This window comes from Lysinibacillus sp. FSL L8-0312 (genome assembly GCF_038003285.1).
Taxonomy (GTDB): domain Bacteria; phylum Bacillota; class Bacilli; order Bacillales_A; family Planococcaceae; genus Lysinibacillus; species Lysinibacillus fusiformis_D.
The window spans coordinates 4,016,921-4,030,063 of sequence record NZ_JBBOOV010000001.1 but is presented as its reverse complement, the minus strand read 5'-3'; the positions used below and the strand labels follow the sequence as shown (position 1 = coordinate 4,030,063).

General features: G+C 35.2%; 11 protein-coding genes and 1 pseudogene. All 12 read right to left on the bottom strand.

The genetic code is table 11. The features are described 5' to 3' along the window. Positions 1–55: 55 nt before the first annotated feature. Complete coding sequence (locus tag MHI22_RS20135) at positions 56–1,051, bottom strand: SIS domain-containing protein (protein ID WP_340812599.1); 996 nt, start codon at positions 1,049–1,051, stop codon at positions 56–58. Positions 1,052–1,082: 31 nt separating this feature from the next. Then, the gene (gene pfkB, locus MHI22_RS20130; RefSeq protein ID WP_330493542.1) at positions 1,083–2,021 is read right to left on the bottom strand and encodes a 1-phosphofructokinase; all 939 of its coding nucleotides are present in this window, start codon (positions 2,019–2,021) and stop codon (positions 1,083–1,085) included. Continuing rightward, a complete protein-coding gene (locus tag MHI22_RS20125) occupies positions 2,018–2,860 on the bottom strand; it encodes a class II fructose-bisphosphate aldolase (RefSeq protein ID WP_036126503.1) in 843 nt (280 codons plus the stop codon). The genes pfkB and MHI22_RS20125 overlap by 4 nt, the downstream gene beginning before the upstream one ends. 69 nt (positions 2,861–2,929) lie before the next feature. Beyond that, positions 2,930–3,661, bottom strand: a complete 732-nt coding sequence (locus MHI22_RS20120; RefSeq protein ID WP_036126505.1) for a GntR family transcriptional regulator — start codon at positions 3,659–3,661, stop codon at positions 2,930–2,932. 69 nt (positions 3,662–3,730) lie between these two features. Beyond that, positions 3,731–4,909 carry an N-acetylglucosamine-6-phosphate deacetylase gene (gene nagA, locus MHI22_RS20115; protein ID WP_089931848.1) on the bottom strand — a complete coding sequence of 393 codons (1,179 nt, stop codon included), beginning with the start codon at positions 4,907–4,909 and terminating at the stop codon, positions 3,731–3,733. Beyond that, positions 4,906–5,577, bottom strand: coding sequence for a YesL family protein (locus MHI22_RS20110; RefSeq protein ID WP_058844173.1), 672 nt, complete (start codon positions 5,575–5,577; stop codon positions 4,906–4,908). Before MHI22_RS20110 ends, nagA begins: the two co-directional genes overlap by 4 nt. 197 nt (positions 5,578–5,774) lie before the next feature. After that, positions 5,775–7,391: an extracellular solute-binding protein gene (locus MHI22_RS20105; protein WP_089931846.1), complete on the bottom strand. Its 1,617-nt coding sequence runs from the start codon at positions 7,389–7,391 to the stop codon at positions 5,775–5,777. A 19-nt stretch (positions 7,392–7,410) separates the two neighbouring features. Then, positions 7,411–8,289 (bottom strand): carbohydrate ABC transporter permease, encoded by an 879-nt coding sequence (locus MHI22_RS20100; protein WP_036126512.1) that lies wholly within the window; start codon positions 8,287–8,289, stop codon positions 7,411–7,413. A 13-nt stretch (positions 8,290–8,302) separates the two neighbouring features. Next, entirely contained in the window at positions 8,303–9,295 is a 993-nt protein-coding gene (locus MHI22_RS20095) for an ABC transporter permease (RefSeq protein WP_036126514.1), read from the bottom strand. 18 nt (positions 9,296–9,313) lie between these two features. Next, complete coding sequence (locus tag MHI22_RS20090) at positions 9,314–10,465, bottom strand: Gfo/Idh/MocA family protein (RefSeq protein WP_058844174.1); 1,152 nt, start codon at positions 10,463–10,465, stop codon at positions 9,314–9,316. 1,052 nt (positions 10,466–11,517) lie between these two features. Continuing rightward, positions 11,518–11,769, bottom strand: a pseudogene (locus MHI22_RS20085) (ATP-binding cassette domain-containing protein); the annotation flags it as partial. 717 nt (positions 11,770–12,486) lie between these two features. Then, entirely contained in the window at positions 12,487–13,107 is a 621-nt protein-coding gene (locus MHI22_RS20080; protein ID WP_058843231.1) for a thermonuclease family protein, read from the bottom strand. Positions 13,108–13,143: the final 36 nt, after the last annotated feature.

Below are 13,143 nucleotides of genomic sequence, written 5' to 3'. Positions count from 1 at the left end.
ATTCTCAGAAAGTAAAGGTTATATATATGTCTATTCTTCATTGCATCTGCTTTTGTTATGAAAGATTTACGACTTGCGTTAAATTACGTGGCTTATCAGGATCACAACCTTTAAATATTGCATTTTGATAAGCTAATAGTTGGAAATAAGGAATAGCTTCAACAAGTCGATTTAAATCATCTACTTCTTCTGATAACTTGAGAATTAAATCTGCTTCTAATTCTTCTGAAGCTATACCGATGACAACAACGAAACCTCCCAGCTTTTGAATATCTTTCACTAATGCGTGATCATATTCCTTCGTTTCATTTTGTGTAAATAAAATAACAACCGTTTCCTTATCGACAATAGAGATAGGGCCGTGACGGAATTCTAAATTGGAGTAACTTTCACATTCCGTTTGTGTCATTTCCTTTAGCTTTAATGTCGCTTCTTTAGCCAACCCATTATAAGCACCAGACCCTAAAAAGATAAAACGCTTTTTTGAGACATCTTCTGTCACCTGTGTTAATTGCTTTCCATTGCCTAATGCCGAATGAACAAGTGTAGGAATTTTCTCTAACTGTTTCATCATATCCGTTCGTCCACTAATTTTCGCTGCATATAATTGGAGAGCGTATAGCATATTAGAAAATGATTGAGTCATTACCACACTTTTTTCTGATATATCATTTAAAGCAATCAATTCATCAGTTAATTTAGCCATAGGTGTGTCCCCATTACATGTCACTGCCATAGTACGTATATTTTCCGCATCATTCAAATGTTCTAAAGACATAATGATTTCCGAAGTTGTCCCCGAACGTGAAATGCCAATGATAAGATACTTTTTATTTTTTAAAATATACGTTTCTGTGTGTAAAAATAACTCAGATGCTGGTACAGCAATAGCAAACTCTCCAGTTACAGCTTGATAATAACGTGCTGCTGCAATCGCTAAATAAAATGATGTTCCACATCCCGTGAAAAGAACGACATCTACAGCACTTTTATTGAATGCAATTGACTGAACAATGTCTTTTGTTTTTTCTAACTTTTGTCCTTGTGCCATAATCTCATTGTAAGTGTACATAAACAAATCCCTACTTCTCTTTAATTTTAGTTATTTGTATCTCGGCTAAGAGACTTTCAACAGTCACTCTTTGTACTTTTGCAATCTCTTTATTTTCTGCATTCGCTGAGCCACATGCAACAGCCCATTTATATGCCTCTGTAGGGTCTGCACCCTGTGAGAGCTTATAAATAAGTCCACCTAAAAAGGCATCACCACTGCCAACTGTATTGACAACATTTATCCGTGGTGCATTCACTTTGTAAACCCCTAACGAATTAACGAATAAAGCCCCTTGCTCGCCCAATGAAAAACACACATGTTCAATCCCTAATTCTTGTAATTTTATACCAGCTTGAACTAAGTCTTTCTGAGCTAGAACTGGCTTACCAATCAATTGAGTCATTTCATCCTCATTAGGTTTAATGATATAGGGTATTGCCTTAATACCATGTTTCAACGCATCACCACTTGTATCAAGTGCAACTCGAATCCCTTTTTGCTTTAATCTATGAATAATCTCCGCATAGGCCGTTTTTGGGATACCTTTAGGTAGGCTTCCTGACAACACAAAATAGCTAGCATGTTCGGCTTGTGCCTCAACCCAATTTAACATTTTATTCCATTCATATTCATAAATGGTTGGTCCTGTCTCTAAAAGCTCTGTCATTTCCTTCTTTTGCTGATTAATAACGGTTAAACAAATTCGGTTTTCTTCCTGTATTTGTATGAACTCTGTTTGTAAATTTTCTTCCTGTAAAAGTTCCGTTATTCTACTACCATTTAATCCACCAACGAAACCGCCAATAATTACATCGCCACCAAGTGCCACGATAACACGAGCTACATTAACACCTTTCCCTCCACCTTGTTGTGACTTCTGCGATACACGATTGGTTTGACCAACCATTAAAGAACCTACCTCATATACTTGGTCAATGGCTGCGTTTAAGGTTAATGTAGTAATCATTTTTGTAACATCTCAATCTTTTGCTCTACTAACTTAATTAAAGATTCACGTGCTGGAAGGAAATACTTTCTTGGATCATTTTCAGTTGGATTATCCTTAAAATAAGCTCTTAATTGCTCAGCAAATAAATCCTTCAGCTCAGTAGAAAAATTCACTTTTGCAATGCCATAATTCAAAGATTTACGCACATCCTCTTCTGGCACTCCAGATGCTCCGTGCATGACTAAGGGCACATTTGTAGAACAATGAATTTCTTGTAAAAGATCAAATTGTAATTTTGGCTTTTGTTTATACTTACCATGCGCTGTACCAAAAGCTGGAGCAAATGACTGGATTCCTGTAACCTTTACAAAATGTTCAGCCTGCTTGGGTTCAGTAAAGAATGCATTATCCTCATGGACACTTAAACGATCTTCGACACCACCAATTGTCCCAAGCTCTGCTTCAACAGGCACATTTAACGCATTTGCAGCTTCTACTACTTTTTTTACTAATAAGATATTTTCCTCAAAAGGTAAGGAGGAACCATCAATCATCACAGAGGTATAGCCTGCCCGTAAACATTCCATAACAATCTTATAAGATTCACCATGATCCAGATGTAATGCCACCGGTACTTTTGCCTGTTCAGCTGCTGTTTTTGCAAGTGCAATCATATAAGGCATCTCAACATATTTATAAGTGCTTGAAGTTGTCTGCAAAATGACAGGTGCACCTACTTTTTCTGCACCAGCAATTACTGCTTTTATAATTTCCAAATTATGTGCTCCAAAAGCACCGATTGCATAATTATTTTTATAAGCATCTTCTAACATAACTTTAGTTGTCACTAATGGCATAATAGAATTCCTCCCTCAATGGGTTGTTGGTATAATCTATAACGTAAAAAAATAGAGGGAATTACTCAATTAGTTTAATTCTGTATAAAATCGGCAACGATCCCCTCTTACAATCGAAATACAGAATTCAACTGGTTTTCCTGAAGTATCAAACGCAGTTCGTTCTAGTAATAAAGCTGGTTTTCCAGCATCTGTTTTCAATAAAGGCGCTTCATCTTTATTAATAAGGACTGGTTCAAAAGCTTCTCGCGCCCTTACAACAATAATGTTAAACCGTTGTTCTAATAAGCTGTATAAAGAGGAAGTAGTTACTTCTTTTAATATTTCACTATCCTTAATAATACTTAAAGGTAAAAATGATGATTCCAAAATAATAGGCTCATTATCTGCAAATCGTAAACGCTTCATTTCTACTACTTGCTCATTTTCCTCTAATGCTAAATTGGACCTAACCTTTGTTGAGGGATAAACCTTCTGTATTTCTAGCACTTCATCTCTTGGATTTAAACCTTTTTCTTGAATCATGCGACTAAAACTATAAAATCCTCCAAGCGATTGTTCAAGTCTAGGTTTCGAAACGAAGGTCCCTTTCCCTTGTATACGATATAATTTCTCTTCCTTTACTAATTCCTCAATTGCCTTTTTTACTGTATTTCGACTAACTCGAAAAATTTCCATTAATTGGTTTTCTGAGTCAATTTTATCTCCTGGCTTCCATTCACCTGATTGTATTTTTGCAAATAATATTTGTTTCAATTGGTGATACAATGGGATTACACTGGATTGATCTAACAAATGCATCTTTTTTCCTTCCTTCTCTAGGTTTTGTAATCAATATACCATCTATATAAAAAGATGCCTATTGATATATCAACCCTTCTCAAAGGCAAGATTCCCTAAGCAAAAAGTTTTCTCCACTTCTCCTTCTTCATTCAACCAAACAACATCTGCATCTTTTCCTAGTGCAATAGACCCTTTTCGCTTATCGAACCCTAAATGTACTGCTTGATTCAAAGAAACAAGACGCATTTGTTCAACGATTGAAAGTGTAAGCCACTCTTCTATGTTTTTCCTTGCTGTATTCATATTCAACACACTTCCAGCTAAGGATCCTGTTTTACGTTGAATACATTGATTATTGATTACTTCTACTTCATTTCCACCTAAACTATACATACCATCTGGCATCCCCTTTGCACGTATACCATCTGTAATGACTAATAAACGATCTAAGCCCGTCATTTTGTAAACCATTGGTAGTAAATCTTTATGGAAATGAATATTATCTGGAATTACCTCAACATACACATCTTCAGCTAAAAGCACTGCTCCAACAACACCTGGATCACGATGATGAAGTCCACTCATACCATTAAATAGATGTGTTGCATGAGTGATACCAGCTTTTAATGCATGGATTGCCGTATGATAGTCAGCGTCAGAATGACCAATAGATGCAATAATTCCCTTACTAGTCAATTCTTTTAGTAATTCGAAATTGCTATCTTCCTCAGGTGCAAATGTGACAAGACGAATGGATTGTTGAGACTTATCGTATAAATCATTAAATTGTTGAACATTTGGCTTTAAGATATACTCTTCTGGTTGGGCTCCTTTTTTTGCCCCATTAATAAATGGACCTTCTAAATGAATTCCTAACATTTCAGCTACTGCTGTAGGTTGGTTTTTATAATAAGAAGAAAGTTCCTCAATAGTAGCTTCAATCTCTGACATCGGAGCTGTCATCGTTGTTGCTAAAAAAGCTGTTATGCCTTCACTAGCTAAATACTTCGCCATTTTCGAATAACAAATTTGATCAGCATCCATAAAATCATGTCCTAAAGCACCATGTACATGGATATCGATCATTCCAGGGATTATATAACCTTTTAGCTGACAGTCTATTACATTCTCTATCGAAGCTAGTGAAGGACAATTATCCATTTGATCAATTACTGTAATTTTCCCTCCCGACATTTCTAGAAATCCGTTATTTAAAATTTGATTTTCCAAAACGATATTAGCATTAATAATCCATATTTTATTCATGAGGTTATCCCTCCACCAGAATACTGTGGTAGATTCGTTTGTTCCTCTGCTTCAATTTCTTTCTTAAATATATGAGATGACATCCAAGTTAAAAATAATGCAGTTAAGCTAACACCGAAGAATGGTAATAAGCCAGGAATCCAACTATAAATTTTATATAGTATGGCAAGCCCTATAATGCTGCTAATCATCTGTAATGGATACGCAATACTAAATATGATGGAAGCCGCAAAGTAACGTAATGATGGTAAATTATAATGGGCATATAGTTGAAATATATTCACTAGAATAATACCGAATAGCATACTAATTGTGATGAACATTGTTAGCAAAAGTAAACCAAGTATGCCATTAAATGTTATAATAATCTGAAAATTAATGATTAAAAAGTAGCCTAAACCCAGTAAGATAATACCTATTTTATTAGATGGAATAAATTCGACTTTATATGTATTCCAATATATTTTTACTAATCTTTTTAAGTCATCTTCTCCTAGTAATCTTTTACGTAAAGTAGTAAACATTGCAACAGTTGCTGGGGATAGTCCAAATAAAACAAGTCCAAGCAAAGTTAAGCCTGTCCATAATATCTGTAGCACTGCTAACAATGTGATCCACTCTACAATCCAGTATAATTTACTTTTCCACCCTTCAAATTCCAAGTACATTACCTCCCTACGATTCACATACAACTATATATCGTGCATGCTTCATTTTAAGTGTGAAGAGTTGGTTTCTCTAACTAGACACGTCATTAGAAAGAAGGTTTATAGAATGAGGGTCACATAAGCTTGGAATCAAAAGTGACTATTTAGCTTATGTGACCTTCTCCTTCTTATTAAGCTTGAAGGAAATCTAAATCTAATTATTTTGATCGGTCATATGCCCCTTGTGCTACTTCCAAATATTCTTGTAAGCCCATCTTCTCAATTGTTTTCTTATAATCATTCCATTTATCGAAGCTTTCTTTACCTGTAATAAAACTTGCCGTCATTTCATTTACATACGTTTGAATGTCTGTTAAAACGGCTGACACTCGATCATTTTCTTCTACTGTGTAATTCAATCCTGGAATAATTTCATCATCTTTCAATGCATATGGCATTACTTGGTTAGCATTGTTAATAGAATTTTCCTTAGCCTCTGCACCTTGGAAGTACTTTTTCGTTACAATCCCAGGGTAATAGCCGCCTGGCCATGTTAAATAATCACTTATCGCTTGATCTAAGTTTTTGCCATCTGGGTTATTCGTAATATTTTCTACATATTGAATAGTACCATCCGCATTTTCTTCGTAAGTGACACCTTCAAAGCCCATAAAGAACATTTTAGCTCCTTCATCACCATATAAATGATCAATCCAACGAACCATCGCTTCAGGATTTTTCGCTTTATCTGTTAAAACAAACATGCCTAAATTACCAAGACCATTAGTCATCGCAGTAAATTGTCTATCCCCATTCGGTCCTTCTAAAACTTGTGCACCAGTATAACCATCTATTTTATATAACTCTTTCGGGTCTACTTCACTAAGCATACCAAACGTCCCTTTAGCTGCTTCTGCCGCAAATTTCTGAGGCTCTGTCGTAAATACATCTTTATTGATTAAACCTTCTTTGTAAAGTTTATTTAAAAACTCAAGTAATTGTTTATATTCGTCTGTCGTTGGCACGAAACGGAATTCTTCAGTTCCTTTTTTAAAGTCTAAATTCAGATTCATCGTTCCTTGTTTATTCAAGCCAAATGAACCTCTTAAATAAGAAATAATTTGTTCAATACCATAGCCAGTTCCCCAGCCTTGTTCATCTTGTAAACCATTGCCATTAGGATCATTCTCTTTAAATGCTTTCAGCACGTTATACAAGTCTTCTGTTGTTTCAGGTGATTGTAAACCTAGATTATCAAGCCATTTCTGGTTAATCCATGGAGCTCCGACGCGAAGTGATGAAAACTTCGGATCGTAAATTGTTGGGAAGCCATAAATATTGCCATCTGCCATCGTCACACCTTGTTTTACAGATGGGTATTCTTCTAATAGTTTTTTAAAATTTGGAGCATATTGATCAATATAATCATTCAACGGTAAGAATACACCTTGTTGTCCATACTTGATTAAATCAGTTTTTGAAAATGCTGATGCAAAGAATATTTCTGGATAATTTCCAGCAGCTAAAAGTAAGTTCTTTTTGTCCGCTAATACTTCAGTCTGAACAGTTGTCCAATTAATATGGATGTTAGACATTTTCTCGTATTCTTCCCATAACATTAGATTGTTCCAATCTTGTGATGCAAAAAACTTTGCTGCAAAACCGTCTACTTCAATTTTCTCTTTTGTAATAGGCATATCCGTTGCATTCAAATGATCTAGATTACCGCTTTTTTCTCCACCATTATCTTTATTATCTGAACATGCTCCTAGCAAACTTGCAGCTAACATCAGGCTTGTTATTAAACCGTAAACACGCTTTTTTTTCACTTTCATTTAAAATCGCCCCTATTCTTTAACCTTTTAATGAACCAATCATGACACCTTTTACAAAATATCTTTGTAAGAATGGATAAAGCATTAACATTGGTAGGTTAGCAACGATTAAAACTGCGTACTTTAACCCTTCAACGCTAAGTTTTTGAGCTAAAAAGCTTTCTGACGTCGCTTTAATCATATCGTCAGCTTGTCCTTGAATTAATATTTGCCTCAGAATAAGTTGTAGTGGAAACTTATCTTGGTCTTGCAAGTAAATCAATGCTTGGAAATAAGAGTTCCAATGTCCTACAGCGTAAAATAAAACCATGACTGCCATAACTGGTAATGATAGTGGTAGAACAATACTCCACAAAATACGGAAGTTCCCTGCGCCATCAATCATGGCAGATTCCTCTAGCTCATATGGAATGGACTGGAAAAATGTCCGCATAATAATGATGTTCCATACAGCTACCGCGTTCGGAATAATCATGACCCAAAAAGTATTAATCATGCCCAAATCACGAATTAATAAATATGTAGGAATTAGTCCTCCACTGAAAAACATGGTGAAAACCATAAATGCCATAATAAAGCCTTTTCCTTTTAAATGTCTACGAGAAAGAGGGTAGGCTGCACAAATTGTCATAACTATATTTAACAATGTTCCAAAGAATGTGTACTTCAATGTGTTGATAAATCCATTCATAATATCTGGATTTTGGAATACCTTTTGGTAGGCCTCCACCGTAAATTCCTTTGGCCATAGCCATATATCCCCCGAGATTACGTACTCCGGATTACTAAGGGAAGCACTTAAAACAAAAATAAGTGGATACAAAACAACAACTGCTACAATTGTTAAAAAAATATAATTAAAGAGTGTAAACGCACGATCGCCCTTTGATTCTTTCATTTCAATCTCTCCTTTACCATAAACTTGTATCACTCACTTTTTTAGCTATTTTATTAACCATAATAAGGAGGATAAAATTAATGATAGAGTTGAATAAGCCAACAGCTGCTGAAAAGCTATATTGCGCTTCTAAAATCCCGCTACGATAAACGAAAGTTGATATAACATCCGATGCCGACATATTTAAATCATTTTGCATTAAAAATACCTTCTCAAATCCAATTGCCATGACAGATCCTACATTTAAGATAAATAAAATGACAATAGTCGGCATAATCGCAGGAATATTAATATGAATAATTCTTTGGAATTTTGATGCCCCATCTATCATTGCCGCCTCATGCTGTGCTGGATCTACGGCTGCTAAAGCGGCAATATATATGATGGAGCTCCATCCCATCGTTTGCCAAACATCAGATAGTACGTATATTGATTTAAACCATGCTGGTTCTGAAATAAAATCAATTGGTGTACCCCCAAATAACAAAATTATTTGATTAATCATCCCATCAGACTTTAAGAATAGTAACAGCATACCCACAACGACTACTGTTGATAGAAAATGTGGGGCATAAATAACTGTCTGTACAAATTTTTTAAAACGAAGACTTTTCACTTCATTTAATAGCAATGCAATAATGATTGGTATTGGGAAAGATATAAGTAAAGTGAATACACCAATCCCTATCGTATTTTTTATTAAGCGCCAAAAATAATAACTATCAAAAAAACGTTCGAAATGCTTAAACCCTACCCACGGACTTCCCATAATTCCCTTTGTAGCAATGAAATCCTTAAAGGCAATTTGCACCCCATATAGTGGATAGTAATGAAAAACCAAAAAGTAAAGTATGACAGGAGCTAGTAATAAATAAAGCTCCCAATTTTTTTTGATAGATTTTTTCCACTCTACCAAGTGATTTTTCTTTACTTTTGATTGCTTTTTGAAAAAACGTTGTGTTTTAGATGTTTTGTCCTCAACAGTTGTTTTATCTAAAAGCGTCATAATTACACCCCCAATTTATCAATGTTGCAGAATGGTAGATTCCTGTATGATCTCCATAACCTTGCCTCCGTTACGAATAGACTCTGTTGCTGCGCAGCCCACCGCAACACTCATTCGTCCTGCAAATGGCGTTGTTAAAGGTTCTTTATTGTAGAGAATGAGTTCTACAAAATCTTGGGCAATTTTTGGATCAGCCCCACCATGGCTTCCTTCCTCAGGCTTCATTTCGTAAACAACATCACTAAGTTCTTCCCAAGAATTTGATTTTCGTGTTTTTAAATAAATTTTATTATTGATATCATCATTTTCGATACGCCCTTTCGTACCTATGAATGTATAATTTCGTGAATAGTCTGGTGTGAAGTGACATTGTAAGTAAGAAGCTTTTATGCCACCTTCCAATTCCATAATGACCATATTATTATCCTCTACATCAATTTCTTCACGGAATGCACATTCCGTAAATGTATGTTCAACATATTCTGGACAAGTTTTTTTCTGGTCACATGTTGGACACGTTAACGTATTTGGCTGATTTCCACCATAATAATCTAAGCTACCAAATGCAGAGACTTTCGTTGCATATTTCCCAGAAATCCAATGAATGACATCTAAATCATGTGAGCCTTTTTGAAGTAGCAGAGATGTTGTATTTTTTGAATTACCATGCCAATCGTGGTAGTAGAAGTAACCGCCGAATCCAACAAAATGACGTACCCATATAGCCTTTAATTCTCCAATAGCTCCTGAGTCAATTAAGCCTTTCATCGTTTGATACATACTCATATAACGCATATTAAAGCCAACCATTAAATGCTTTCCTGACTTTTTCCATGCATCTAATATTCGATCGCACCCTTCCACAGTAATGGCTAATGGTTTTTCAGCATATACATGCTTGCCTGCACTTAAGCAAGTAATAATATGTTCTTCATGCAGATAATCTGGTGATAAAACCGCAATTGCGTCGATATCATCTCTTGTTAATAATTCCTTATAATCCTTTGTTAAAAATAATGGTGTATCGAATTTTTCCTGAAATTTTTCTAAACGTTCTTGAGAGATATCAGCTAATGCTACTATTTCTGATGCTCCAGTAGGTTTATGCCAGTATTGTGCTAAGCCCCCTCTTAAACCGGCTCCAATTACACCAATTCGTATTTTTTTCATTGTAATTCCCCCTCTTATCCTTGCTCCCCTGTATTTCGTAAACGTTTACAAATCAAATTAAACTATTCATAACAACACCACTACACGTCAACACGTTGTAGGTACAAGTTAAAGCGAAAAAAATGTAATGAATATTCCAAAAATTTAACTGGAATAAATATATAATTCTAACACTTAATATGTCAATACCCTAGGTTTTGTTCGCTAGTATAAATTAAATAAAACGTATATGAGTTGACCTATCCGAAAATTCAGAAAATATACCCCTTCTTCAATAGCTCAATCTACTACTCTATTTTCTTAAAATATTTTTCTAAAAATAAACAAATTTCGAAATGAATCATCTATATGTAAACGATGCTCTCTATATTTTGGTTTTTAATAATCCAATTTTGACTAATATCAAATAGTACCTGAAAATTAAAACTATATGAGCTCAGTAGACCACCTAGTTCATATATTTTATTAGTGCTTGAAGTATTAATTTTGCAGTATCTTTTATATAAAAATAATGAGAGACAGCTTGTTGAGTTACTATCACAGACTGTTTTTTATGCTCAAAACATAAAAAAACGACTCACCTATGATAGATGAGTCGTCTGAGATTTTCACGTTCCCAAAAAATGAGGGGGGTTTCAGGAGCGTAATCATGAACTAGCAAACTTCTGGAGAAAAGTAGCTAAAGTTCATCCTTGCTACACTGTATTGTAGTCAAGGAATATTCTTTATATGATAATGATAATCATTTTCATTTAACTTGTCAACAATAATCTTATAATTTGTGCAACTTCTTTTTTCATGCTAACAAATACTATATTTATTAGCAAAGTTCAATCAGTAACGATCTACCCTCATTTACTTTTATAAACTATCGTTGCTCCAATGAATATAAATAAGGTTACTAGGCTCATCATTGTTTCTATTGCTCGATATTATTGGAAGACCATCAACAATTGTTGCTGAAACTGTATCCCTTTATTGTAGTATAGTGTGTGCAAACTAACACAAATTATTTTAAAAGCTAGAACGGAAAACAGACAGTTGCTACTGCAAACGATTTGAACAGAACGAGCAACATCAAGGTTGTTCAATGGCTCGTCCAATAGTACATATTCAGTTTCTTGACACAAAACCATCGCTACATATGTCCTTTGTCTTTGACCACCAGAAAGTTCATCTAAATATCTATTCTCTAAATCAGTTAAGTCTAAGAAATCGATATATTTAGAAATAATCATCTCATCTTCTTTAGTTAATCTTCCCTTTGAGTAAGGAAAGCGACCAAATCCAACTAGTTGTTTTGGGATACATCTACTAACGAAAACCCCAACATCTTATTATGCTAAAATTAGGTTTGGTGATTTTAAGAGAATTAGGTTAAAAAAGCTACTGCCTGTAGAATACAGACAGTAGCTCATAGTGTTGAAAAACAAAACCATCCATAGAATTTATGTGAAAGGTGAAAAAGGATTTCCGTTGCAGGCTACTTGCTTTCCTGTGGGCGAGCGGCGAGCCGCTTCCTCCGTGCAGGGGCTCGCCTGTCTCGCTATTCCCACGGGAGTCAAGTAGCCTTCCACTCCAATCCATAAAATAAAAATGTTCACTTTTTAGCAAAAAAGTAAAGGTATTCACTACTCTTTTATGGTGGGGTGTTGTCACACATCACTTCTCCACATTGAAAGTAAGAGGCTATCCTCTCTTATACTATAAATAATGGGCTATTTTGTTCAGGAAAAGACACTTTTGCAGAATGGTTGATTGGAGTGGAGCCAGCGTCACTCCTAGGGGATTTAGCGTCACAGATGAGACCCTGGAGCGAAACGCAGTGAGTGAAGCGGCTCATCGGACGCCCCCTGGAAAGGACGCTGGCGGAGCGGAAATCAACCCCTCGCCTTAAAAAATTGCTTATTATGCCGTTGACATTACCTTTTTTCAACAACATAAGCTACTGCCTGTAGAATACAGACAGTAGCTTTTTTGAAATTGCCCTTTAAAAGGCGTATAGTAAAGGGATTTTTAGTTTATTGAACTACTTCAGGGTGGAAACCATCATTTTGGAAGTAGTCATCATATGACCAAATATTTAATTTAGCATCCTGTGTTTTTTGTTGAATAGCTCTAAATGCATCTTCAAATGTGTTGTTTGGCTTATGAATATAACGTACAACTGCAAGGCCTTCCTTTAATAAGGATTCCTGCAATAATACATCATCTACAAAAACATAGGCTAGAAGGCGATCATAATTGTCTGTTTCTGGCCCAACATCATAGACTGCTTCAATTTTTTTAGCCTTTTCCAATAAATTAATCGTGTAATCTTTTGCTTGTTCAGCATATGGCTGGGCATCGCCTTTGTTGTAATTCATTTCAGGTGTATCCACCATTAACAGACGAATTTTTCGTTTCTCACCATTAATTGTCGCCTGAATCGTATCTCCATCATATGCTTTAATATAGTCTAGCTCAAAGCGTTTATTTCCTGTTTTTTCTTCCACTTGTTCAATTGAAATAGTTCCTTGCTGATCTGTCACTGTTTTAGTATCTTGATCTTCGGCAGGTGATCTGCCAAATATCATGTACAATGCTACAGCCAGAATAATCGTACCACTTGTTATTAATGTTTTTATATCTTGCATTTTCATGTAGTAGGCCCCTCACAACTAATCATCTTTGCTTAT

Excerpts from the sequence above, each read along its gene's own strand:
- MHI22_RS20135 (WP_340812599.1), bottom strand. The coding sequence starts at position 1,051 with ATGGCACAAGGACAAAAGTTAGAAAAAACAAAAGACATTGTTCAGTCA.
- pfkB (WP_330493542.1), bottom strand. The coding sequence starts at position 2,021 with ATGATTACTACATTAACCTTAAACGCAGCCATTGACCAAGTATATGAG.
- MHI22_RS20125 (WP_036126503.1), bottom strand. The coding sequence starts at position 2,860 with ATGCCATTAGTGACAACTAAAGTTATGTTAGAAGATGCTTATAAAAAT.
- MHI22_RS20120 (WP_036126505.1), bottom strand. The coding sequence starts at position 3,661 with ATGCATTTGTTAGATCAATCCAGTGTAATCCCATTGTATCACCAATTG.
- nagA (WP_089931848.1), bottom strand. The coding sequence starts at position 4,909 with ATGAATAAAATATGGATTATTAATGCTAATATCGTTTTGGAAAATCAA.
- MHI22_RS20110 (WP_058844173.1), bottom strand. The coding sequence starts at position 5,577 with ATGTACTTGGAATTTGAAGGGTGGAAAAGTAAATTATACTGGATTGTA.
- MHI22_RS20105 (WP_089931846.1), bottom strand. The coding sequence starts at position 7,391 with ATGAAAGTGAAAAAAAAGCGTGTTTACGGTTTAATAACAAGCCTGATG.
- MHI22_RS20100 (WP_036126512.1), bottom strand. The coding sequence starts at position 8,289 with ATGAAAGAATCAAAGGGCGATCGTGCGTTTACACTCTTTAATTATATT.
- MHI22_RS20095 (WP_036126514.1), bottom strand. The coding sequence starts at position 9,295 with ATGACGCTTTTAGATAAAACAACTGTTGAGGACAAAACATCTAAAACA.
- MHI22_RS20090 (WP_058844174.1), bottom strand. The coding sequence starts at position 10,465 with ATGAAAAAAATACGAATTGGTGTAATTGGAGCCGGTTTAAGAGGGGGC.
- MHI22_RS20080 (WP_058843231.1), bottom strand. The coding sequence starts at position 13,107 with ATGAAAATGCAAGATATAAAAACATTAATAACAAGTGGTACGATTATT.